Source organism: Paenibacillus sp. FSL R7-0333 (assembly GCF_038000365.1).
Taxonomy (GTDB): domain Bacteria; phylum Bacillota; class Bacilli; order Paenibacillales; family Paenibacillaceae; genus Paenibacillus_AQ; species Paenibacillus_AQ silagei.
In genome coordinates this window covers 4,975,753-5,001,602 of record NZ_JBBOBZ010000001.1, presented here as the reverse complement: position 1 = coordinate 5,001,602, position 25,850 = coordinate 4,975,753, and the positions used below count along the sequence as shown (strand labels likewise).

The following is a 25,850-nucleotide window of genomic DNA, read 5'->3' as shown; positions in this document are numbered from 1 at the left end:
ATCGGAAACAGTTGGATTTTCTCCACTTGCTGCTCGAGGAATGGAGGGTTCAAGAATAATAATTGGAAAAACGTCACTTAATTCCTACTAATTCTCCCATAACAGCAAAAGTGCCAATTTTAGTTGTTGTTTTTCCACTTGTTTTCTGGCATCTGTCTGAAATCGGAAAATTAAGATACGTTACTCCACTTGCTTCCGGCAAGTACTAAGGCTGGAGGGTGGGAGTATGAGCAGATCGCAGGGGAAGAGGTGTAGAGTAGCAATCAGCAGAGCCAGCAGCCAATAGAGTAACTAGACAGCAGAGCCAGCCACCACCAGAGCCAACTCCCAATAACTCTTTAAGCAGACGCCCACCACACTTCCGCGCCTGCACCACTATATTTTTCCTTTAATTTGACTAGTGAATCTTTAATTTGACTTCTATTAAATTGGGTTTGAGCTGCTATATAGTAAACTTGGATGAACAATAAATAGGAGGATGATGGAATTTATTGTTAATTAGTAAGTTGCGAGTAGTTAGTGTGATGATTTCGATGGTTAAGAAGTCGGTTATTATGAATGCGTTCTCATCAATCTGAAGAATGAGGAGAGTGAACAATGGTAGCTACATCCCGGACACACAGAATTCGTAAGCTGACTTCAGCGGTATTAGGTACAGCGCTGCTGGTGACCCTACTGCCGCAGACAGCCATGGCCGGAGACACCTGGCCGTTCAAAGGTGAAAGCGCACACGGTGCGAATCAGCCCAGCGTACACGGCTATACCAGCCAGCACATTGCGGACTGGAGTCCGCAGAGAGATCAGGACGCGGCGCTGCTGCGCTCCAGGGTGCCGTTGCAGCAGCGGATTGCACCTTTCCAGCAGACTCAGGCCAATCCGGCGCTGAATCCGGCGGTGCAGATGATGAATGTTGCGGGCGATTATGGCAATGCTTTTATCGAGAATGCCCCGTACACCAACAAGTTCGCCCAGTACCACTTCAACTTCTGGCAGTACATTGACTATTATTCCTACTGGCACGGAACAGCGACAGCGTATACACCGCCGGAATATTACGACGATCTGGCCCAGTCTGACTGGCAGCAGAAATGGTTCGAGTTCGGCATGCTGAACATTCCGAATCCTACCTATACCGATGCCGCGCATAAGAATGGGGTTATGTCGCTGGCCGGAGTGTTCTTCTCGAACAATGACCGGGGGCAGCAGACCTATAAGCAGATGATCGTGAAGGACGCGAGCGGGAAGTTCCCGGTAGCCGAGAAAATGATTGAAATGGCCGAATACTTCGGGTATGACGGGTACTTCCTGAATCAGGAGGAGCAGAATCCGAATGTGGCGACAGCGGATATTCCCGATTATATTGCTTTTATGAAAGCGCTACAGGATGGCGGGCTGTATGTGCAGTGGTACGATTCCCTGAATACAGCCACGGGAGCCAATGTCTTCGCCAGAACCTTCAATAACAATAATATCTCCATGCTCTACGATAAAGCGGCTAATAAGCCGGTATCGAATTCATTTTTCTTCGATTACGGTATGGGCAGCTCGCAGATTACCTCGGCGGCGAATTACTTGAATACCTTCAATGCGGCCCAGGGGACGAGCTACAATCTCTTTGAGACCGGCTTCGCCGGCCTTGAAGCCGGGCGCGACCGTTTCAAAAGCGTGCAGGGCTCAGCGCTGAGCAGCAAGCTGTCCGGGGGAATTCCACGGACCAGCCTGGCGACACTGGGCACGGATTTTGTCCATGCTGGTCTGGATGAGGATATGAATCAGTCCTGGCCGGTCTCGAACCGCACGGATAACAAATACCAATGGATGACGAACCTGCGCGAGCAGCTATGGTGGTCAGGACCACGGGTAAATCCGAAGAATACAGCCGTGTCTTCCAATAATACGGTGGCCGATGTGTATGCCGATAACCGCTACTGGCCGGGGATCGCTTCGGTCATTGCCGAGCGCTCGGTAGTGAAGGATGCCAACTTCTATACCAGCTTCAATACCGGCCACGGCCTCTCCTATTACAAGGATGGAGCGGTATCCAGCGCAGCGGAGTGGTCCAATATGAGCCTTCAGGATGTTCCGGTCACCTGGCAATGGTGGCAGGATACTACAGGCAACCGCCTGAACGTGGACTTCGATTATGGTCCGGGTTATGACCAGACTGCCAATTCGCGTATGAATTACCAGCAGATTGGCGGCTACAACGGCGGAAGCTCGCTGGCGGTGAGCGGCAATCTGAACAGCGAGAACTTCCTGCGTCTCTATAAGAGCGATCTTGCTGTAAAAGCTGGTTCCAAGCTGTCCATCGTTTACAACAAGCCGTCGGCAAACGACACCTCAGTGCTGAGCGCAGGACTCATCTTCCGCGACAACCCGAATCAAGTGGTGAAGGTTCCTGTGGCAAATAGCGGCAAGCATACCACAGGCTGGACCACGGCTGAGCTTAATCTCGGCGCGTATGCAGGCCGGGAGATCGCTGCCTTCGGTCTGGTGTTCACCCCTGGAGCTACTCCACCAGCCAATTACCAGATGAACATCGGCCAGCTGCGGATTCATGACGGCTCGGCGGTCAAGCCATCCGCTCCTACTGGTCTTTCCATTGCACAGGCATTGTCCGGCACGGATGAGATGATCGTGAAGTGGAGCATGGACACGGATTACTCCAAGGTGAAGCAATACAATGTCTACGTGAATGATATCTATGTGGGCGGGAAGTATGATGAGACTTTCTATATCAAGAAGCTTCCGGCCAAATCCGGCGTGCTGAAGGTGGCGGCGGTAGGTGCAGACGGGCTGGAGGGCGATCCGGCCACGCTGTCCTTCGACCTGAATGCTTCGGTATCCAAGGTGACTGCCGAATCCGCTGCGAATGGAGACTTCCTGGTGAAGTGGACGAATCCCGCCGCAGCCCAGGGCAGTATCAAGGTAACAGTGAAGTCGGTGAACTGGACTACCACGCCGCAGCCGGTATCGAAGGAATTGACCGTGCCGCAGGGGGCAACCTCAGCGTTGTTCCAGAATATGCCGGTGAACGGTGATGAGTATACGGTTACCGTTCAAGCCGGAAATACCGATAAAATAACCTATAACGGAACGTTCACCGACAAGGTGTCCGAGCCTTATGCAGAGAACTGGTCCTGGAACGGCAATACGCTGAATCTGCCGATGCCAAGCACCCGGGACTGGCGGTATATGTACATTAAGGAAGACGGCCAGAACCGGTCGTTCCCGGTCACCTATCTGTCCGGTACTGCGGGCATGAAGCCGATGATTATCCGTGGCCGCACGACCAAAGCCGCGCTGAGCTTCACCTCTACCGCAGCAGTAGTTACAGTGGTCATGGAGGATTACAGCGGCAACAAATCGCAGCTTGTATATCTTAGAGGCCAGTAATGTGAAGTAACCGGGAATAGGTACCGCCCATTCTGCACAACATACACAAAGCGCTCACCCTCTGGCACAATTAGCAGGGGGGAGCGCTTCTTGTGTATCCCGGCTAGCCGTGCCTGCAAGGCTAATCAATAGGAAGGAGGTGAATCATGCGAAGCCTTTCGCTGTACCGCAAGTATTTTAAAGACAATATGTTCCTGCGCTTCACGCTGATCGTGTCCTGTATCTTCATAGCCACCATTATCGCCTTCTCTTATCTGGTGCTCCTGTTAATCTCGGATTCGGCGGTGCAGCGCCAGATGGATATCCAGCGCAAGAGTATGGAGAGCATCAGCAATTATGTGGAGAACAAATATCAATCCGTTCAGGATATGCTCCGTGATGTGTACCGGGACGCGAGTCTGGCCAGTAATACAACCTTCCTGCTGGAGAATCCCTTAAGCGATTATATCGAGCACCGGCTGGACCGCTTTCTGCTGGGAGAACAGTCCACCTCGAACGCCATCCAGTATTTCCAGAACAAGATTGACGATGATCCCGACATCCGCGGCCTGATCCTGTACAGCGCCAACCAGCAGGTTATGTATTATTACGACAACCGCAGGCAGTTCGAGCGAATCTCGACCAATGCGGCGCATTCCTTCATCCCCGATTCCATGGTTCTGGGTGAGGAGAGTGTCGTCTCTGTTCCGAATATCTGGGTGCTGAAAAGTATAGGGATGCCGACAGCCCCAATGTTCTCTGTGAAAATACCCATCAACAATAAGTCCTCGCTGCTCAATATCGGCCAGCTGCTGGTCTACTTCGACTCCGAGGCGATCTGGCAGGCCATGAATAACTATAAGCAGGATTTCAAAGGGGACATCCTCGTGCTCTCAGCCCAGAATGAAGTCATCTTCGATTCCTCGGGTAAGGGGTACGGCCGGAAGTTGCCGAAGCTGCAAGGGATTAACGCCGGCGAGGAGGTTACAGTGGATGGAATGGTGGTCACCAGCCAGACGCAGAGCCAGGCCGGGTATACGGTAGTCAGTATGATCTCCAAAAAGGAGTTGGCCGAGACCTACAGTAGTGCACAGAGCACCATTGTATCCATCGCCCTCGTCTGTATTCTGTTTGCCGTGCTGCTGCCGGCGATGTTCATTTCTAATTTTGCCAAACGGACCCACCGCATTATCCGCTTCACCCGCAAAGTCAAGAACGGGGATCTGAACACCCGGATTGTGGACGGCAAGGAAGATGAATTAGGCCAGATTGCCAAAAGCTTCAACAGCATGCTGGATGAACTGAACCAGTATATCGACCAGGTCTATAAGGCGGAAATCAAACAGAAGCATACGGAGATCGCTACGCTGGAGGCCAGGGTGAATCCGCATTTTCTGTATAATACATTAGAGGTTATCCGGATGCGGGCGATTTCGAGCGGGGCAAAGGATGTGGGGGAAATGATCTACAGCCTGTCCATGCTGTTCAAGTCGTACGTCCGTCCGAAGCTGAAATATACGTTCAAGGATGAGCTGGAGGCCTGCCGTCTGTATCTGGAATTATTCCGTATCCGCTATAAGGACAGGTTCGCATACACCATCGAATGCAGTCCAGAGCTGGAAGAGCTTCCTGTGCTCAAAATGTCGCTGCAGCCGGTCATTGAGAACTATGTTCTGCACGGCATGCGGACAGGTCAGACTGATAATGTGATCCGTATTGTGATCACAGCAGAGCCGGAGAATATCCGCGCGGTGGTTACGGATAACGGCAAAGGAATCGCGGAGGAGCGGCTGGCCCGGCTCCGCGGGGTGCTGGAGGATCACGGCGAATTGGCCGGGTCCGAGTCGTTCGGGCTGCGCAGTATTCATGAGCGGCTGAGACTGATGTACGGCAAGTCTTACGGTGTAGAGCTGGAGAGTGAGGAGGGCAGCGGAACAGTGGTTACGATTACTTTTCCATACCCGCTGAAGGAGGAGAACGCAGATGTATAAGGTGTTTATTGTGGATGATGAGCCGTTCATTCTTAGCGGCCTGCAGGATATATTGGACTGGGAGGAGCTGGGCCTCACGATTGTGGGGCAGGCGGAGAACGGGCAGGAAGCGCTGGAGCAGCTGCGGGAGATTCCCGCTGATATTCTGATTACCGATATCTCCATGCCGGTGATGACCGGCCTTGAGCTGATCCGCGCAGTCCGGGAATTCCGCCCTGATCTCAAGGTGGTGGTGCTGAGCGGCTTCGATGAATTCATGTATGTGAAGGAAGGCTTGGCGCTCGGGATCGAGAATTATCTGCTGAAGCCGATTAATCTGGAGGAATTCCAGCAGACGCTGGAGACGATTGTGGAGAAGCTGAACGTCTCCAGGCTGGATATGCAGTGGTGGGAATATACGAATTCCGTACTGAAGGATAATGTGCTGCTGCGCTGGCTGCGGGGGCAGATTGATCCGCAGGAGCGCTCCGAACGGCTGAATCTGATCGGCTTGCCGCTCACAAGCCGTTATGTGCAGGTTGCCCTGCTGCAGGTAGAGCCGGCAACGGATACCTTCAGGAAGAGGGTATCCGATCTGGCAGAGGCAGAGGCTTCGTTCTTCATGTTCTGGGATTCGGACAATGATCTGGTGCTGATACATAACTATGAAGAAGCCTCCGCCGGAGCTGCGGAGATGGCGTTCATGCTGGAGGAGATTACCGGCTTATGCACCGGCGGTGAGAAGCTGCGCGCAGCAGTGGGCTCGCCTGTCTACGGGGTAGACGCCGCTCCCGCAAGCTACGAGCAGGCGAAGCAGGCACAGGAGTTCCTGGAGATTCACCCGGAGCGCAGCATTATCTATTATGAGCAGCTGAGGGACCGGAAGGAGGATCTGCAATCGGTCCTGCCTGAGGACTGGAGCGATTACGCCAAGCTCATTATGTCTAAGAATGTGGCCGGGCTGTCGGAGCAGCTAGAGCTATATTTTGCGGCCCCGAGTATGGAAGGGTTAACGCCAGCGATGCTGGAGGAGATCTCGCTGGAATGGATTCTGTTCTTCCGGGTGCTGATCAAGGATATCCGCAGTGAAACGGAGCGTGAGTCTATTGCCGATGGCTTGACGGCGATCCGCCGGGCGAATTCGCTGCCCGCACTGTCCGCTGCGCTCCGGCAGACCTCGGCTGGCATCATCGGGATGCTGGACCGGGAGCTGAAGAGCCCGGTGGTGAATCAGGTGCTGAATTATATCGCGAAATCGTATAGTGAGGATCTGTCGCTGAAGAAGCTGGGCTTCATGTTCAACATTCATCCGGTGTATCTGGGACAGCTGTTTCACAAGACGACCGGCGAATCCTTTGCGGAATATATGAACCGCTACCGGATCGATAAGGCCAAGGAACAGCTTCGCACGACGAACCTGAAGGTGCATGAAATCGCAAGAAGCGTGGGATACTGGGAAATGGGATACTTCTACAAGCAGTTCAAGAAATATGTCGGGATCTCCCCGACAGAGTTCAAGGGGCTCCTTTGAAGGCGGCTCTTTTTGAAAAGAAAAGAAATTATATGTTAGGTACGGAGTTATTTTTCTTTATTTCATACCTGAAAATATATAGTTTCTCTTCTATTTGAAACTGCTTTCATCTTATAAAGTTAAGGTATAGCCCAAGGAAACCAGCAGCCGGAAATGCCCGGCGGGCCTGAATTTTCCGGACAGCTAATTAAAAGGGGGTACGGCAAATGAGTAAGAAAAAGAAACACTTCTCCTTGTTGTTGACAACGCTTTTAACCGTTTCACTGGCGCTAACGGCGTGCGGGGGAAACAGTAAGAACAATGCAGGCGGGGAAGCAGCTTCGGGCGGCAACAAAGCCTCGGAGAATACCGAAAAGCCAGTGGAACTGATCTGGTATACGATCGGGCCGCCGCAGAAGGATATGGACAAGGTCCTCACAGAAGTCAATAAATACACACTTGAAAAAATCAACGCCACACTCGATATCAAAATGCTCGACTTCGGGGACTACACGCAAAAAATGCAGGTTATGGCGGCTTCCGGTGAGCCTATGGATATCCTGTTCACCTCCTCATGGGCCTTCGATTATGTGCAGAATGCACGTAAGGGCGCCTTCCTGCAGCTCGATGATCTGCTGAAGAATCAGGGCAAGGGCATTGTGGATACCATTGATCCGGCCTTCCTGGAAGGCTCCAAGGTAGACGGCCACAACTATGCGATTCCGGCCAACAAAGAGCTTCCGGCCCAAGAAGTCTTCCGCTTCAACAAAGAGCTGCTCGACAAATACAAGCTGGATCTGACCAGCGTGAAGACGATGGCTGATCTTGAGCCGCTGCTCAAAACGATCAAGGAAAACGAGCCTGGAGTCACTCCTTACGCAATGGTGAAGGACTTCATGCCGATTATGCCTTTTGACTATGTGATCGAGAAGATGCCGATGGCTGTCTATATGGACACCAAGGACTACAAAGTGGTCAACATCCTGGAAACACCTGAGATTAAGGAAGCGCTTAAGACCGTCCGCAAATTCTATCAGGCGGGTTACATCTCCCCTGAAGTAGCGACTACCTCATCGGTAGATGATTTGTACAAAGCCGGCAAATGGTTCACTGACCGTGCATCCACCCAGCCGATGGCCGACAATCTGTGGTCCGCAAGCTACGGGTATCCGGTGGTATCGACACCAGCCAGCCAGCCTTATATCTACAACTGGTCCGTAATGGGCTCCATGCAGGCGATCTCGGCCAATTCCGAGTACCCTGAGAAAGCGATGGAATTCCTGAACCTGCTCAACACAGATCCTAAGCTGCGCAACATGATTGACTCCGGGATCGAGGGTGTACATTACGAGAAAATCAGCGACAACATGATCAAGAACCTGCCGGATGCGAAGAACTACGACATGCCGACATTCTCCCTGGGTAACATCATGATCAACTATCTGAATGAAGGCGACCCTGAGAACAAATGGGAAGAATTCAAGAAGTTCAATGATGCCGGTATCAACGCACCGCTGCTCGGCTTCAACTTCGATACGTCCAAGGTGACGAATGAAATCGCCGCTGTTCAGAACGTGAAGGAAGAATTCTGGGCACCGCTGATGACCGGATCTGTAGATTCGGAAGAGTACCTGACCAAGGCTAACGAGAAGCTGAAAGCTGCCGGTCTGGATAAAATTATTGCCGAAGCTCAAACTCAGATCGACGCCTGGAAAGCAGCGAATAATAAGTAGCATTCTATTAGAGGATCGGGCGGGTGAATAGACTTTGCCCGATCTTTTTGTATCAACGGAAGAAGAATTTTCCGGCATAGGAGGAACTAGAAGTATGGGGAAAATAGGAAAGTCCGCCAAGGATATATTGAGAAACAAAGTGCTGCTGTTTATGGTTCTGCCGGGCACACTGTGGTTTTTATTCTTCTCTTACCTGCCGATGGTGGGTACGGTTATTGCGTTTAAGGAGTACCGCTTCAGCCGGGATGGCTTCTGGGCCAGCATCATCAACAGTAAGTGGGTCGGCTGGGATAATTTCAAGTTCCTGTTCAGCACCAATGATGCCTATCTGATCACACGCAATACTCTTTTGTATAACATAGCCTTCATTGGCCTGGGCCTGATTCTGTCCGTGCTGATGGCGGTGGTGCTGTCCGAGATTGCCAATAAAAAGCTAGCCAAGTTCTATCAGACAGGCATGTTCCTGCCGTACTTTCTGTCCTGGGTCGTTGTGGGATACTTCGCGTTCAGCTTCCTGAGCTCGGAGCGGGGGCTGCTTAATGCCATGTTCGGCAGCAATATCTCCTGGTACTCGGAATCGAAATACTGGCCGTTCATTATTATATTCGTCTTTCTATGGAAGGCCGTCGGCTATAACAGCGTGGTCTATCTCGCCGCAATTATGGGCATAGACAAGTCCCTGTACGAAGCCGCGATGATCGACGGAGCCAGCAAGCTCCAGCAGATCCGCAGCATCACGCTGCCGATGCTGAAGCCGATCATTATCATTATGACGCTGCTTGCGATCGGGAAGATTTTCTATGCCGACTTCGGGCTGTTCTATCAGGTGCCGAGAGATTCGGGGACGCTCTACAGTGTGACCAACGTAATCGATACTTATGTATACCGTGGACTTAAGACTACCGGCGAGATCGGAATGAGTACGGCTGCGGGCTTGTATCAATCAGTGGTCGGGTTCGTGCTGGTTCTTACCTCTAATTACATCGTGCGCAAATTCGACAAGGACAGTGCATTATTCTAGGGAAAATGAAGGAAAGTGAGGTCATCCAAATGTCTGCTAATGCTGCGAAATCGCGCGATTTCCATCGGCTGTCGTCGGTGCTCAATACCATCTTCAACTGTATCGCCGGAGGCTTTGCCATCCTGTGTATCTTCCCGTTCCTGTTCGTTGTCCTCATCTCGTTCACGGACGAAGGGGCGCTTGCGCGGGACGGCTACCGGTTAATTCCGGCCAAATGGAGTCTGGAAGCCTACAAATATGTATTTAGCTCAGGGGACACGCTGCTCCGTTCTTACGGAGTGACCATTGCGGTAACGGTCATTGGTACGATTGTCAGCCTGCTTATTATTTCACTTTATGCGTATGCCATTTCACGTAAAAGCTTCAAATACCGCAATTTCTTCGCGTTTTTTTCCTTTTTCACCATGCTCTTTAACGGCGGGCTGGTTCCGACCTATATTGTGGTAACACAGATGCTGGGCCTGAAGGATAGCATTTGGGCACTGGTGCTGCCGCTGGCGGTGAATGCTTTTTACATTATGATTCTGCGTACCTTCTATATTACCAGTGTGCCGGATGCCCTGATCGAATCGGCCAAAATCGACGGCGCCGGAGAGTTCCGCACCTTCCTGAAAATCGTGCTGCCGCTGTCCTTGCCGGGCCTCGCTACGATCGGGCTGTTCAGCACGCTCGGGTACTGGAACGACTGGTTCAACGCGCTGCTCTATATTGATAATCCGAATCTGGTGCCGCTGCAGTCGATGCTGATGCGGATCGAGACGAGTATGCAGTTCATTCTGCAGAATTCGCAGAACAGCTCGCTCAGCCTGGAAGCCCTCCGCAACATGCCGCAGGATACCTCGCGTATGGCGATGGTGGTACTGGCGACCGGTCCGATTATCTTCGCGTATCCGTTCTTCCAGCGTTACTTCATTCAGGGTCTTACGGTCGGGGCGGTTAAGGAGTAGGCAAGTCCAAATGTTCACCGCAGTGACGACCAAGCTTCGAATCCAAATCTTAAATATATTTTATATAGATCATAAGGAGAGAGGGTGGAGCCAAGATGTTATATAGAGACCGTACACAGCCCGTCAAGGAGCGGACGAAGCATCTGCTCGGGCTGATGACGCCGGAAGAGAAGGTCGGTCAGCTGGTGCAGCTGTTCGGGTGGCAGACCTATGATCATACAGATGGAACGATTGAATTGACGGAAGACTTCAAACGCCAGATCCGCGAAGGCGGGGTAGGCGCATTATACGGAACCCTGCGGGCCGATCCCTGGACAGGAGTTACGCTGGAGAGCGGACTGGATGCACGGGCCGGAGCAGAGGCTGTGAATTCGATTCAGCGTTATGCGCTGGAGCATTCGAGGCTGGGTATTCCGCTATTAATTGGTGAGGAATGCTCGCATGGGCATATGGCCATCGGGGCCACAGTATTCCCGGTTCCGCTGCTGATCGGCAGCACCTGGAATGTGGACCTCTACAGGGAGATGTCCCGGGCGGTCGCGCGCGAGACCCGTGCTCAGGGCGGCGCTGTAACCTATTCCCCGGTGCTGGATGTGGTACGTGATCCGCGCTGGGGCCGGACCGAGGAATGCTTCGGAGAAGATCCGTATCTCATCGGCGAATATGCCGTAGCGTCTGTGGAAGGACTACAGGGCGATCGGCTTGACAGCGCGTCCAGTGTGGGGGCAACCCTCAAGCACTTCGTAGCCTATGGCAGCTCGGAGGGCGGCCGCAATGCCGGTCCGGCGCATATCGGCAAGCGGGAGCTGCTGGAAGTCGATATGTACCCGTTCCGCAAAGCGGTGGAAGCCGGTGCGGTCTCCATCATGCCGGCTTATAACGAGATTGACGGCGTGCCTTGTACCACGAACCGGGAGCTGTTGGAAGAGATTCTGCGCGGTGAATGGGGCTTCGAGGGCATGGTGATTACCGATTGCGGCGCGATCGATATGCTGGCCTCGGGCCATGATACAGCGGACAGCGGGGAAGATGCAGCCGTACAGGCACTCACCGCCGGGATTGATATGGAGATGTCTGGCGTCATGTTCGGCGGATATCTGCTGGAGGCGCTGCGCTCCGGGCGGCTCGACGAGCAGCTGGTGGATCAGGCGGCAGCGCGTGTGCTGGAGCTGAAGTTCCGGCTGGGCCTGTTTGAGCAGCCATATGCCGATCCCGATGTAGCAGAGCAGGTAATCGGCAGCGCAGAGCATGCAGAGCTGGCACGTAGCGTGGCGGCAGAGGGAATTGTGCTGCTGAAGAATAACGGAGTGCTTCCCTTGTCTGCGGCCCATGGAAAGGTTGCGGTAATCGGGCCGAACGCGGATATCGGCTACAATCAGCTCGGCGATTACACCTCGCCGCAGCCGCGTGACCGGGTAACTACGGTGCTGGCCGGGATACGGACCAAGCTTGCCGCACAGCCGGAGCGTGTAGCTTATGCGCCGGGCTGCCGGATCAAAGACAGCTCCACCGAGGGCTTCGAGCTTGCGCGTGAGGTAGCAGCGGAAGCGGATATCATTGTGCTCGCTCTGGGCGGGTCAAGTGCCCGTGACTTCGGCGAAGGCAGCATCGATCTGCGGACCGGAGCCTCGAAGGTCACAGAGAATGCGCTTAGCGATATGGACTGCGGCGAAGGCATCGACCGGATGTCGCTTCATCTGTCCGGTGTTCAGCTGGAGCTGATGAAGGAGCTGAAGGCGCTTGGCAAGCCGGTAGTCGTCGTATATATCAACGGCCGTCCCATAGCCGAGCCGTGGATCGATGAGCAGGCGGATGCCATTCTGGAAGCCTGGTATCCGGGGCAGGAAGGCGGCCACGCCATTGCCGACATTCTGTTCGGTGATGTAAATCCGTCCGGCAGGCTGACTCTCTCCCTCCCTGAGGATGTAGGACAGCTGCCAGTATATTACTTAGGCAAACGTTCCCGGGGAGTACGCTATCTGGAAGGAAATTCGCAGCCGCGTTATCCGTTCGGCTTCGGACTCAGCTATACCGAATTCAGCTATAGCGGGCTACAGGTAGAGCCGGCAGTGATCACAGCAGACGGAACGGCTGAAGTTACAGTGGAAGTAGAGAATACAGGCTCCCGCAGTGGTGCGGAGGTCGTGCAATTATATATTTCCGATCTGGTCAGTAAGGTAACGAGACCGGCCAAGGAACTCAAGGGATTCAGCAAGATCGTACTGGAGCCGGGCGAGAAGCAGAAGGTGACCTTCACGCTGAGTGCAGAGCATCTGAGCTACATCGGGCCGGGGTATACACCGGTAGTCGAGCCGGGAAGCTTCCGCATCGGGGTCGGCAGGAATGTGAACGACACGCTGAATATAGATCTTACGGTCATGGAGGATTAGAGATGGAGCAGATCAACATCGAACGGATTAACCGGTTCATCCGTGAATGCTCGCAGCAGCAATGGCTGGAATACCGGGTGCTCGACGACTGGAAGGTCTTCTCCACCGTCTACCGGCAGCCGGGCCACTATGACGAATCGCAGCCTTATTCGGGCAGTGAATCGTTCGGATTGTTTCCGAGTGTGCAAGGCACCACCTATTACTTCCGCACTACTCTGGATATCCCGGCGGACTGGACCGATGCGGACACCGGGCTGATCTTCCACTCCGGCGGCGAAGGGCTGCTGCGTGTGAATGGAGCCTCGCGGCAGGGAATGGACCGCAATCATACCTATGCTTCCCTGAACCCGGAAACGGGCGGCAGACACCCGGAGATTGAGATTGAGCTCTATGATCCGATCCCTGAGCCGGATGACCCGCTCAATAAGCAGGCGGTTATTCAGCCGCCGGTCCGGTCGATCACTGCAGCGCTTGTCAGAGTGAACCTGCCGGTGCAGTCGCTGATGTACACAGTGACCGTCATCCGGGATTCCATGCTGCTGTTGCCGGAGCAGGACTTCCGGCGTGTCCGCATGCTGGAGGCGCTGCATCAGGCAATGGATGCTTATGTGAATTTGGGGCCTGACGTTTCGCAGGCTGGCAAGAAGATAGAGAAGATTGAGCAGGAGCTGGCCGCGAAGGTGCAGGCCATCGGCGGCAACAGCGAGGGCTTCATTCATATGATCGGGCAGTCGCATATCGATATTGCCTGGTTATGGCCTACCCGGGAGACCGTACGGAAGACCAGCCGGACCTTCTCGACGGTACATGCCCTGATGGAGGAGTACCCGGAATACCGCTATGCCCAGAGCCAGCCGCAGCTGTTCGCTTATCTGAAGGACAATGATCCTGAGCTGTACGCGAAGGTGAAGGCGCGGATTCAGGAAGGCCGGTGGGAGCTGGTCGGAGGGATGTGGGTTGAGCCGGATCTGAATATTCCGAGCGGAGAATCCCTGATGCGGCAGATGCTGTACGGGCAGCGCTTCTACCAGGAGGAGTTCGGACAGCAGTCCGAGATTGAATGGCTGCCGGACACCTTCGGCTATTGCGCCTCTCTGCCGCAGATCCTGAAGCACGGCAAGGTCCGTTATTTCATGACCACGAAGCTTGGATGGAATGACACGAACCTGTTCCCGTATGATCTGTTCCACTGGGTCGGAATCGACGGGACAGCGCTATTATCCTATATGAACCATGGTGTGAATGAGAGTACGCTGCCGAAGGATATCCATGAGCACTGGCAGTCCTACCGCCAAAAAGCCGTTCACAGTGAGCAAATGCTGCTCTACGGACACGGCGACGGCGGTGGCGGCGTGACGCGGGAGATGCTGGAATACCTGTCGCGCTCAGAGCTTATGGTAGGTCAACCTGCCTCTAGCTATAGCACGGCGGCAGATTTCTTCGCCGGCATCGAGCAGGCTGCACCAGAGCTGCCGGTCTGGCAGGGTGATCTTTATCTGGAGCTGCACCGGGGAACCTATACAACTCATGCTCGCAACAAGCGCAATAACCGCAAGGCCGAGATTCTGTACCGGGAAGCGGAGCTGTGGCAGACTCTGGCCGGACACCGGCTGTCACCGCAGCGGCGCGAAGAGGTGGGTCAGGCCCTGCATGAAGGCTGGAAGTTGATTCTGCTGAACCAGTTCCATGATATTATCCCCGGTTCGTCGATTCCCGAGGTCTATGAGACTTCGGACAAGGAATACAAGAATATCTTCATCCTTGGGGAGAGCAGCCTGAAGTCCGTCATGGAGGCCGCTGTATCGGATATTGATACCCGTGGAGAGGGACAGCCTTATGTCATTCTGAACGGACTGGGCTGGACCCGGGATATGGTGGCCCAGCTTGCGGTTGCCTCAGAAGTGGAGCCTGCCGTTGTTGCTGTCTATGACGGGAACGGAACACGGCTTCCGGCAGAGCTGACTACAGCAGGAAAGCAAACGGTACTGCGTGTGCGGGTGCCGGAGGTTCCAGCATTCGGTTATGCAACCGTGTGGCTGCGGGAAGCGGAGCAGCAGGGGGCAAACGCATCGGATGCAGGCAATAACTCAATCTCTGCGGCGAACTCCGCTACGTTCGAAGATCGCTGGGAGACCGGCTATTACCGGCTCCAGTTCAATGAGCTGGGCGAAATCATCAGCCTGTATGACAAGGAAGCCGGGCGTGAGATTGTGAAGTCCGGCGAAGCCTTGAACCGGCTGCATTTCTTCCATGACCGGCCGATTCTATGGGATGCCTGGGATATTGACAGCCGGTATGAGGAGCAGCCTGCCGGAGCAGCGGTTCTGCTGGAGAAGCGGCTGCTCTCCACAGGACCGGTCTGCGATGTGCTGAGCTTCCGCTGGAGTCTCGGAGAGTCGGAAATACAGCAGGAGCTGATCCTGTACCACACCGACAAGCGGATCGACTTCAAGACGAAGGTCCAGTGGCACGAAGCACACAAGCTGCTGAAGGTTGGCTTCCCGATCGATGTAGTGACCAGCAAGGCCACGTATGAGATTCCGTTCGGCGCACTGGAGCGGACCACGCACCGCAACACCAGCTGGGAGCAGGCGCAGTATGAGGTCTGCGGGCACCGTTATGCCGATGTGTCAGAGCATGATTACGGCGTCAGCCTGCTGAACGACTGCAAATATGGCTATGACACGCAGGGCAGCACCATCCGTCTGTCCCTGCTGCGCGCTCCGCGCTGGCCGGATCATTCGGCGGATCAGGGAGAGCATGAATTCACTTATTCGCTCTACCCGCATACCGGAGACTGGCGTACGGCGCATACCCAGCGCAAGGCTGCTGAGCTGAATCACGGTTCGTATGCGGTAGCCTGCGAGGCAAGTGCAGGGCAGCATCCGTCCACTGGCGCCTTCCTTCCCTACGAAGGGAAGCAGGTGGTGCTGGATACCGTCAAGCTGGCGGAAGACGGACGCGGCAGCATCCTGCGGCTGTATGAATCAGCAGGTGGACGCGAGACCGTGCGGATCAGCTGGCCGCTGCCGCATTCCGCTATCTATCTGTCCAATGCACTGGAGGAAGAGACTGAGCTGCTGCCGGATGAAGACGGCATGCTGACGCTAGACTTCCATCCGTTCGAGATAAAGACGATTAAGATTATTCATGCCGATGCCGAATAGAGGCAAATGAGGGGCTGAGCGTAAGGTCCTGGGATAGTTGCAGAACGTACACTTAAAAACAGCGGAAATGCATTCTTTTATCGTATAACTGTAGTCTGTACAACTAAAACTGCCCAAAAGGGTGAAAATCAACAGCTTATGGCTTTTTTAAATGTATGAAGTGCAACTAAACGGGTTGTCGGCTATAAATCAGATGCTTTAGTTGTACAATTTGCAATTAAACCTATCGCAACTCCCACTCTCATCAAGAAATTCAGCATCCAAACTATAGATTAGCAAGAAGGAGACTACTACCTTGGAACAATTCAGACTTCCCCGCATCGAGATGCCGGAGCTTACGCTGCCGTCATCCATTCAGGCCGTGCTGGCCGACGCCGAAGCGAAGCTGGCTCACCGGCCTAAGCTGCAGCGCCTATTCCGCAACTGCTTCCCGAATACACTGGAGACGACCACCAAGCTGCTTGATGACGGAACCACCTTTGTGATTACGGGGGACATCCCCGCCTGCTGGCTGCGCGATTCAGTGGAGCAGGTCATTCATTATGTGCCTTTTGCCGCGGAAGATGCTGACCTCCAGCGGATTATCGGCGGGCTGATCAAGCGCCATACGGAGTATGTGCTGATCGATCCTTACGCCAACGCGTTCAATGAATCGGCCAATGACTGGCACTGGAATGCCGCCGATGTGACGGAGATGTCGCCCTGGGTGTGGGAGCGCAAATTCGAGATCGACTCGCTGTGCTTCGTGATCCGGCTGGCCCATGCTTACTGGGAAGAGACGAAGCAGACCGATTTCTTCACCGCCGATTTCAAAAAAATGCTCCGCGTCATCACCGACCTGTTCAAGCGCGAGCAGCATCATGCCGAGCAGTCCCCGTACCGCTTCACGCGGAACAACGGGATTATGGAGGATTCCATCCGTAACGGCGGTCTGGGGATGCCCGTCAATTACACCGGGATGATCTGGTCCGGCTTCCGCTCCAGCGACGATGCCTGCGATTTCCACTACAACATTCCGGGGAACATGTTCGCCGTGGTGGCGCTGCGGCAGATGCAGGATTTCGCCGAGTGGGTGTTCCGGGACCTGGATTTCCTGGCTGAGCTCAAGGAGCTGGAGCAGGAGGTCGATCACGGCATCAAGCTGTACGGCACCTACCGCCACCCGGAATTCGGACCGATCTACGCCTACGAGACAGACGGGTATGGCAATTACAGCCTGATGGATGACGCCGGAACACCGGGCCTGATGTCCATTCCGTACCTGGGCTATCTGAACAATGACGATCCGGTCTACCAGAATACGAGACGCTTCGCACTGAGCAAGGAGAATCCGTTCTACTTCGAGGGCAAGGCTGCAAAAGGAATCGGCAGTCCGCACACCCCTCCCGGCTATATTTGGCATATGGCGCTGTCCATGCAGGGCATTACCGCAAACAGCAAGGAAGAGCGGCTGGCAGTGATCGCCATGCTGGAAGCTACTGACGCCGATACTGGCTATATGCATGAAGGTTTCCACGCCGACGATCCGGCTGTGTTTACGCGCAAATGGTTCGCCTGGTCGAACAGCTTGTTCTCCCAGCTTATTTTGCGGGCGCTGAAGGAAGGCATTCTTTAAACATACGGTCCGGCACGTAAGATGCGGTCCTGGTAATATACTATTTTTTCACAGATAAAGGAGACCTGATCATGAGTACAATTATTGGAGAAGCACTACCGAACATCCCTTGGCAGGAGAAGCCTGAGGGCACGAATTCCCCGGTATGGAGATATTCCGCCAACCCGATCATTCCGCGCAACGCCATTCCGAACTCGAACAGTGTGTTCAACTCGGCGGTCATTCCGTTTGAAGGCGGCTTCGCAGGGGTGTTCCGCTGTGATTCGCGGTCGGTCAGCATGGACATCTTCGCGGGCTTCAGTGAAGACGGCGTGAATTGGAAGATCAACCATGAGCCTATCGTCTTCGAGGGCGATGAAGAGATCACTAAGCGCGAGTACCGCTATGATCCGCGTGTCTGCAAGATTGATGACCGTTATTATGTGTCCTGGTGCAACGGCTATCATGGCCCAACAATCGGCTTGGCGTATACATTCGATTTCAAAACCTTCCACCAGCTGGAGAATGCCTTCCTGCCGTATAACCGCAACGGAGTGCTGCTCCCCCGCAAAATCGGCGGCAATTATGCGATGCTCAGCCGTCCGAGTGATACGGGGCATACGCCGTTTGGCGATATTTTTTACAGTGAGAGTCCTGACCTGACCTTCTGGGGCAAGCACCGCTATGTGATGGGTACGGTTGACGGTGACGCTTCTGCTTGGCAGTCCAAAAAGATTGGTCCCGGTCCGATTCCGATTGAAACCGACAAGGGCTGGCTGCTGATCTATCATGGCGTTATCAACACCTGCAACGGGTTCGTCTACCGCATGGGGGTCGCGCTGCTGGACCTGGATCAGCCTTGGAAGGTAAAAGCCCGCTCGCGCAACTACATCCTCGGCCCGGAAGAGCTATATGAATGTGTGGGCGATGTGCCGAACGTGACGTTCCCTTGCGCGGCACTGACTGATGCGGCTACCGGCCGGATTGCCATCTATTACGGCTGTGCAGATACAGTGACTGGACTGGCGTTCACGACGGTAGATGAGCTGATCAGCTATATGGAGGAATATCCGCTGGAGATTGAGGGGTAACCGATTATGACCACAAAACAGACTGCACATATTATCTCGCATACGCATTGGGACCGGGAATGGTATCTGCCTTATGAACGCCATCATCTCCGGCTGATACAGTTGGTAGATACACTGCTGGACACGCTGGAGCAGAACCCGGATTTCCGCAGCTTTTTCTTCGACGGCCAGACGATTATCATCGAGGATTATCTGCAGGTCCGCCCGGAGAACCGGGAGCGGCTGGTGAGGCATATCCGGGAGGGACGGATTTACATCGGGCCTTGGTATATTCTGCAGGATGCATTCCTGACCAGCCCGGAAGCCAATGTGCGTAACCTACAGCTGGGACATCAGGATGCGGCAGTCTATGGGGAAGTGTCCAAAATCGGTTATTTCCCGGATACGTTCGGTCTGACCGGACAGATTCCGCAGCTTATGCAGCAGGCCGGCATCACTAACGCCTTCTTCGGGCGCGGAGTGAAGCCGACGGGCTTCAACAATATGGTCTCGGATGACGGCTATGAATCCTCGTTCTCGGAGTTGGTGTGGGAGGGGCCGGATGGCTCGCAGGTGCTGGGCATTCTATTCGCCAACTGGTATTCCAACGGGAATGAGGTTCCGGTGGAATTAGAGGAGGCACGCCGCTTCTGGGAGCGCAAGCTGGGCGATGCCCGGCAGTATGCAGCGACCGACCAGCTGCTGTTCATGAACGGCTGCGATCACCAGCCGCTGCAGACCGACCTGCCGGAGGCGATCCGCACGGCGGAGAAGCTGCACCCGGAGGTCAACTTCGTTCACTCGAATTTCCCGGATTACATCCGGGCTGTGGAAGCTTCGCTGGCTGGCCGCAGCCTGTCCACGGTGAAGGGCGAGCTGCGGAGCCAGCGCACGGACGGATGGGGAACGCTGGTCAATACCGCCTCCGCCCGGGTGTACCTGAAGCAGCTCAACCAGCGTGGCCAGGCCATGCTGGAGAAGGTAGCCGAGCCGTTGGCTGTTATCGCGGGGCTGCACGGCGGGGAGTATCCGCAGCATCTGCTGGATTATGCGTGGAAGACGCTGCTGCAGAACCATCCGCATGATTCCATCTGCGGCTGCAGCGTGGATGAGGTGCACCGCGAGATGGTCACCCGCTTCGACAAGAGCTACCACACCGCCGAAGGCATCGTGGCGGATAGTATGCAGGCGATCACCGCAGCGGTGGACACCTCCGGCTTCGCCGCTTACGGTGAAGAGGCCCTTCCGCTCGTTGTAACGAATACCAGCGGCTGGAGCCGCACGGGTACGGTGACCGTGGAGCTGGATGCGGCCCGCCAGTACCTGCGCGATGGGCTGCCGCTTGATGAGAATGCCCGGCTTATGAAGGCTGTGGAGCTGGAGGGACGGGTCCTGGTCGATGAACAAGGCCAGCCGGTTCCTTGTACGGTTGAGGATCTCGGCTTGTCCTTCGGCTATGATCTGCCGGATGACCGGTTCCGCCAGCCGTATAGCTGCCGCAAGGTGCGGCTAACCTTCGAGGCGGCGGATGTGCCTGCCTTGGGGCTGCGCACCTATGCCTGGGTCCGCCCTGTTGGAGCGAACGCCGCTGATGTTGCCGGAAGCGGCGGAGCAGATATGGAGGGGGCTTCCGCCAGTAATCAGGCGGGAGCTTCAGCCGAAGCTTCGCTGGTTCAAGGCGCGCGCGTACTGGAGAACGATACGCTGCGGGTAGAGGTTATGGCTGACGGCTCCTTCACACTGGAGCATAAGCCGAGCGGCAAGATCTACCGTGACCTCGGTGTCTATGAGAACACAGGTGACATCGGGAACGAATATATGTACAGACAGCCTGCGGGCGAAGTGCCGCTCACGACTCTAGGCCTTAACGCAGATATCGCTGTTATTGAAGATACGCTATACCGGGCTTCCATCGAAATCACCCATGAATGGGAGATTCCGGCTTCGGCCGATGCCCTGCTGGAAGAAGAGCAGCGGGCGCTGGTCTATTACCCGGAGCGTCTGGCGCAGCGCGCTGCCGCTACGGTAACCTTGAAGCTGCGGACCGTCTTAAGACTGGAACGCAGCGGCAAAGGTCTGGAAGTGAAGAGTTATATCGATAATACGGCTAAGGACCACCGTCTGCGGATGCTTTTCCCTGCGGATCTGGCCGCAGCGTCACATCGAGTAGATTCGATGTTCGAGCTGGCGGAGCGTCCGAACGAGCCGGCACCGGAATGGCAGAACCCGAGTAATGCGCAGCATCAGCAGTGCTTCGTGGATGTTGCCGGGGAGAACGCAGGCTTGACGGTCGCTAACCTCGGATTACACGAATACGAGATTCTGCGCGATGGCCGCAACACCATTGCCGTCACGCTGCTCCGCAGTGTAGGAGAGATGGGCGACTGGGGCTGGTTCCCTACGCCTGAAGCCCAGTGCCTGGGGGAACAGACAGCGGATATGCTGCTTCTGCCGCATAGCGGGGATGCCGTAACCTCCGGTGCCGCCGCTGCTGCTTACCAGTTCCAGATTCCGTGGACCTGCGCGCAGGCAGAGATTCATGCGGGAACGATTCCCGCAGTGTATTCGGCCGTCCGCTGGAACGGCGCGACCGCTGCGTTCTCCTCTATGAAGCTGAACAAGGAACGCGGCGATGTGCTGCTCCGCTGGTTCAACATGACGGGCGAGTCCTGTATACTGGAGCTGGAACCAGCGCTTCCGGCTGCCGCCATCTATGCTTCAAATGTACTGGAAACAGAAGGGGAAGAGCTTCAGCTAGAAGGAGCCGCTTCGCTGAAGCTTCCGCTTGGCGGACATGAGATTACAACGGTTGGTATCCGGCTGAGCTGATCCAGGCGAAGAAGGAAGAGGTGAGAAAAGTATGGGGATGGATATGGATGAACCATTAGATCGGCAAGCCTCCAATAACGGCCCGCTTACCGGTGTACAGCAGCAGATTGCGGCGGTATCCGGGGGACAATGGCGCTTGTCTGCCGGGTTCAAAGCGCGAATTGTGGACAATGCGAGATCGGATAATAACAGTGTTCTGAACGAAACAGTCTTTATGGTTCTGGGCCAATTCTCGGGCATTCTGACCCCCGCTGACTACATCATGACTCTTGTTCACGGGGGGGCGGAGCCGCCCGCTTCAGGCGATATCGTCATTGAACTGACAGATCATGAAGCTGCGGGAGACCTGGACAGCCAGGAAGCTTACGTCATTGACATCGGGACTTATGCGAAGATCAGCGCCTCAAGTGAACGGGCCGTGATGTATGGTCTGTGGACATTGCTGCAGCGGCTGGCAGATGACGGCTCCGTGCCTTGCGGAACCATCACCGATTACCCTGTCATGCCTGAGCGGGCGCTGCATATCGACATCGGCCGCAAATTCTACAGCGAGGATTGGATTGCGGAGCGGATCAGGGAGATGTCCCGGCTGCGGCTGAATACGCTGCAGCTGCATTTCTCCGAGAACGAGGGCTTCCGGCTGATGAGCGAGAGCCATCCTGAGGTGGTGTCAGAGCAACATTTAACCAAGCAAGAGATGAAGGCGATTATACTCACGGCACAGCGTTATCATGTGGATATCATTCCTTCACTGGATTCGCCGGGACATCTGGGGCAGGCGCTCCGCACGCATCCCGAGTGGTTGCTTAAGGATGCAGCGGGAACTCCGGCTCCGGGGGCGCTGGATATTACGAATCCGGCAGCCCGCCGGTTCGCGTTGGAACTGATTGACGAGTATGCGGAGTTGTTTGCCGGCAGCCGGTATTTCCATATCGGAGGGGATGAATTCATCAACTTCGCGGAGTTCGATAAGTATCCGCAGCTCGCGGAGTATGCTCAGAATGTCCTGAACATCAGCGGCGGCACAGGCGTGGACACCTATATAGATTACCTTAACGAGGTCGCTGAGCATCTGGAGTCGATGGGCTGGACGGTCCGTGCCTGGAATGATGGCCTCTATCGTGCGGATCAGACCCAGCGGGTTGCGCCCAAGCCGTCCATTCAAATCACGTATTGGACGAAGTGGCATCCGATGATGGCCCCGGTGGAAGACATTCTGGCTAAGGGGCATCAGGTGATCAACTACAACGATGGCTACTTGTATTATGTGCTGGGAGAGCATGCAGGCTACACGTATCCGACTGGCGAGAAAATCCGCGCCTCCTGGCATCCCGGGCTGTTCCCGAACCGTACCGGGGAAGCTAAGCAGGAATACAGCGAAGCTTATCCGCGCGAACTGGTCGGCACCACCTTCTCTATCTGGAGCGATAAGCCGGAAGCACAGAGCGAAGCGGAAGTGGCGGAAGGACTGCGCAGCCCGCTGCGGGCGATGGCGGAGCTGGCCTGGCTGGGGAAGCGGGATACGGCTGAGTAGATAGCTGAATAGACAGCAGAGTAGACAAATTGTATAGCTTTCTATAATTGCAGCAACGGATGTCGTCCGCTTTAGGGCGAGTCCGTTGCTGTTTTTTGTATGTAATCGAAAAACCGACCACATTAGGCGTGACGGAGGCATGTGGTCCAAATGTAATCGAAAAACCGACTACATTGGGCGTGGCGGAGGCATGTAGTCCAAATGTAATCGAAAAACCGACTACATTGGACGTGGCGGAGGCATGTAGTCCAAATGTAATCGAAAAACCGAACACAATGGGCAGGGACGTAGGCGCGTGGTCCAAATGTAATCGAAAAACCGACTACATTGGGCGTGACGTAGGCGCGTGGTCCCAATGTAATCGAAAAACCGACTACATTGGGCGTGGCGGAGGCATGTAGTCCAAATGTAATCGAAAATCCGACTACATTGGGCGTGGCGGAGGCATGTAGTCCAAATGTAATCGAAAAACCGACCACATTGGGCGTGACGGGGGCGCTTGGTGCAAATGTAATCGAAAAACCGACCACATTGGGCGTGGCGGGGGCGCGTGCTCTAAATGTAATCGAAAAACCGAACATATCATAATGCCTAAATATCTATAATTCACATTATATACATTTATGCTATCATATTACTCAAAAAAGACAGGCGGTGCAGGTGTGCAGAACATCAAAGTCTATCATTACGATGCGTTCAGCAGCATTCCGAACAAGGGGAACCCGGCAGGGGTTGTGCTGGACGGCGAGGGTCTTACGGAGCAGCAAATGCAGGAGATTACAGCGAAGGTGGGCTTCAATGAGACGGCGTTTCCGTTAAAATCCACCCAGGCGGATCTCAGAATCCGCTATTTTACCCCCGGGCATGAGATCAATCTCTGCGGCCACGGGACTATGGCGTTGTTGTATGCCCTGAAGACGAAGGGGCTGCTGGGAGACGCCAGTGAGTTGAACATCGAGACTAAGGCAGGGATTCTCCCGGTCCGTTTCACAGAAGATCACGACAGCCTCTATATGACGATGAGACAGGCCAGTCCGCAGTTTCAACCCTTTAACGGATCGCTTGAGGATCTGGCCCGCTCGATCGGCCTTGAACCCGGTGATATTGATCAGACCCTGCCGACCATGTACGGCAGCACTGGAACTTGGACCTTACTGGTACCGATTACAAGCCTAGCCGCCTTCACACGGATGGTGCCGGACAACCAGCGGTTCCCTGAGGTGCTGAAGGAGATGCCCCGCTCGTCCATCCACCCGTTTTGTCTGGAGACGTATGATCCTGAGGCGCATATGCACGCCCGCCATTTCTCCTCCCCCTTCTCAGGGACGGTTGAGGACCCGGTTACAGGCACCGCCTCCGGGGTGATGGGGGCTTATTATTCCAGGTACATCGGCGTACAAGGACAAGCCTCCTCCTTCGAGCTGCTGATTGAGCAGGGCCTTGAGATCGGCAGGGACGGTAGAGTGCAGGTGTCCGTATCGGACAACGGCAACACTATAGAAGTGACTGGCAATGCAGTTTATGTGAATGAATTTGATGTGATGCTGTGATTTCCCTCATTCCTGTGATGTGTCAGTTCTCCCCCTGGCCATAATGTAATCCCGCCTGATAGGCCTGTTCCAGCAGCGTTTCATAATGCGCGGGCGGCGAATCCAGGGTCTCGTAAAAGAATTCAACCTTGGAGTCTGTGATTCCGCAGTAATCGGCAATTCCCACGTTCAGCAGACGCGTAGTGGCCTCATCATAATTACGTTTCTTCATCTGCTCCTCCGATACGCCTGCCAGAGCCAGCCATAGCGCACGATAATCATGCAGATTACTTGTGCCGTAGGCAACCCTGTTGTTCAGTACCCGGTCGATATACCCCTTCAGCATGGCCGGCAGATGCCACCACCACAGCGGAAAAACAAATGCCAGGCTGTCATGCTGCCGCAACCGCTCCATTTCCCGCTCTAATTCAGGAGAATAGGGCTGTTCCTGTTCACCTGCGGTCATATGGAGTTCCTCCCTCCCCTGCAGAACAGGGTCAAAGCCAATTCCATGCAAATCCAATATCTCATAGCCGTGTCCGGCTGCGGTAAGTCCCTCTGCGAAACGGCGGGCGACCTGGAAGGTCAGGGAATCTTGTCTTGGGTGCGATACGACGATTAATACGCTCATGCTGGTATCTTCACTACCTTTCTTAACAGCAGGTTTGTAGCCATGTTCCGTGGCTGATGCTATTATAAACAGGAATAAAATAATCTGGAAGTACGCACTTTGCTGTTCTATAGGAAGGTGTTTGTTCCATAGGAACTTTGAGGTACCCTACATAATGGAGGCAGAGGCAATGACTGAACAGAATGGCGATAGCGTTCCCAAAAAGTACAAAGTAGGCGTAGAGGCGGCGCTGGAAGTGATGGGCGGCAAGTGGAAGCCGTTAATTATCTACCATCTTATGACCGGACAGAAGCGAACCTCCGAGCTGCTGCGGCTCATTCCGGGCTTAACCCAGAAAGTGCTGACTGCCCAGCTAAGAGGGCTGGAGAACGATGAGATTATCTCACGGACCATCTACCAGGAGATTCCTCCTAGAGTGGAGTATGAGCTGACGGCCTACGGCTGGGGGCTGAAGCCCGCGCTGGACCTGTTATGCTACTGGGGAGAGGAGCATCTGGACAGGATCCATGGCGACAGGTCCAAGGTGCTGGAGGACTTTTAGGCAGCAGAG

At 54.7% G+C, this 25,850-nt stretch carries 15 protein-coding genes; 14 read left to right on the top strand and 1 reads right to left on the bottom strand.

The genetic code is table 11. The annotated features are described in order from the left end of the window. The first annotated feature begins 597 nt into the window (after positions 1 to 597). The 13 genes from MKY86_RS21195 to MKY86_RS21135 all read left to right on the top strand — a co-directional run bounded on the left by MKY86_RS21195 (position 598) and on the right by MKY86_RS21135 (position 24,690). On the top strand, positions 598 to 3,396 hold the full coding sequence (locus MKY86_RS21195; protein ID WP_076084382.1) for an endo-beta-N-acetylglucosaminidase: 2,799 nt from the start codon (positions 598 to 600) through the stop codon (positions 3,394 to 3,396). A gap of 146 nt (positions 3,397 to 3,542) precedes the next feature. Then, a complete protein-coding gene (locus tag MKY86_RS21190; protein ID WP_076084384.1) occupies positions 3,543 to 5,366 on the top strand; it encodes a cache domain-containing sensor histidine kinase in 1,824 nt (607 codons plus the stop codon). Next, positions 5,359 to 6,876, top strand: coding sequence for a response regulator transcription factor (locus MKY86_RS21185; protein WP_076084388.1), 1,518 nt, complete (start codon positions 5,359 to 5,361; stop codon positions 6,874 to 6,876). The genes MKY86_RS21190 and MKY86_RS21185 overlap by 8 nt, the downstream gene beginning before the upstream one ends. 206 nt (positions 6,877 to 7,082) lie before the next feature. Then, a complete protein-coding gene (locus MKY86_RS21180; protein WP_076084390.1) occupies positions 7,083 to 8,588 on the top strand; it encodes an ABC transporter substrate-binding protein in 1,506 nt (501 codons plus the stop codon). Positions 8,589 to 8,682: 94 nt separating this feature from the next. Next, positions 8,683 to 9,609, top strand: a complete 927-nt coding sequence (locus MKY86_RS21175; RefSeq protein ID WP_076084393.1) for an ABC transporter permease — start codon at positions 8,683 to 8,685, stop codon at positions 9,607 to 9,609. Positions 9,610 to 9,638: 29 nt separating this feature from the next. Further along, positions 9,639 to 10,556, top strand: coding sequence for a carbohydrate ABC transporter permease (locus tag MKY86_RS21170; protein WP_076084396.1), 918 nt, complete (start codon positions 9,639 to 9,641; stop codon positions 10,554 to 10,556). A gap of 95 nt (positions 10,557 to 10,651) precedes the next feature. Next, positions 10,652 to 12,946 carry a glycoside hydrolase family 3 N-terminal domain-containing protein gene (locus MKY86_RS21165; RefSeq protein WP_076084399.1) on the top strand — a complete coding sequence of 765 codons (2,295 nt, stop codon included), beginning with the start codon at positions 10,652 to 10,654 and terminating at the stop codon, positions 12,944 to 12,946. Between the two features lie 17 nt (positions 12,947 to 12,963). Next, a complete protein-coding gene (locus MKY86_RS21160) occupies positions 12,964 to 16,113 on the top strand; it encodes an alpha-mannosidase (RefSeq protein ID WP_076084452.1) in 3,150 nt (1,049 codons plus the stop codon). Between the two features lie 295 nt (positions 16,114 to 16,408). After that, positions 16,409 to 17,728 carry a glycoside hydrolase family 125 protein gene (locus MKY86_RS21155; protein ID WP_076084402.1) on the top strand — a complete coding sequence of 440 codons (1,320 nt, stop codon included), beginning with the start codon at positions 16,409 to 16,411 and terminating at the stop codon, positions 17,726 to 17,728. Between the two features lie 71 nt (positions 17,729 to 17,799). Further along, entirely contained in the window at positions 17,800 to 18,798 is a 999-nt protein-coding gene (locus tag MKY86_RS21150) for a glycoside hydrolase family 130 protein (RefSeq protein ID WP_076084405.1), read from the top strand. Positions 18,799 to 18,804: 6 nt separating this feature from the next. Next, positions 18,805 to 21,606: an alpha-mannosidase gene (locus MKY86_RS21145; RefSeq protein ID WP_076084408.1), complete on the top strand. Its 2,802-nt coding sequence runs from the start codon at positions 18,805 to 18,807 to the stop codon at positions 21,604 to 21,606. Positions 21,607 to 21,649: 43 nt separating this feature from the next. Continuing rightward, complete coding sequence (locus MKY86_RS21140; protein ID WP_340827425.1) at positions 21,650 to 23,140, top strand: beta-N-acetylhexosaminidase; 1,491 nt, start codon at positions 21,650 to 21,652, stop codon at positions 23,138 to 23,140. Positions 23,141 to 23,802: 662 nt separating this feature from the next. Beyond that, a complete protein-coding gene (locus MKY86_RS21135) occupies positions 23,803 to 24,690 on the top strand; it encodes a PhzF family phenazine biosynthesis protein (protein ID WP_076084414.1) in 888 nt (295 codons plus the stop codon). A 22-nt stretch (positions 24,691 to 24,712) separates the two neighbouring features. Here the strand turns inward: MKY86_RS21135 and MKY86_RS21130 are convergent, their stop codons facing one another. After that, positions 24,713 to 25,300: an NAD(P)H oxidoreductase gene (locus MKY86_RS21130; RefSeq protein WP_076084417.1), complete on the bottom strand. Its 588-nt coding sequence runs from the start codon at positions 25,298 to 25,300 to the stop codon at positions 24,713 to 24,715. 169 nt (positions 25,301 to 25,469) lie between these two features. Between MKY86_RS21130 and MKY86_RS21125 the strand changes: the two genes are divergently transcribed. Then, positions 25,470 to 25,841: a winged helix-turn-helix transcriptional regulator gene (locus MKY86_RS21125; RefSeq protein ID WP_036731582.1), complete on the top strand. Its 372-nt coding sequence runs from the start codon at positions 25,470 to 25,472 to the stop codon at positions 25,839 to 25,841. Positions 25,842 to 25,850: the final 9 nt, after the last annotated feature.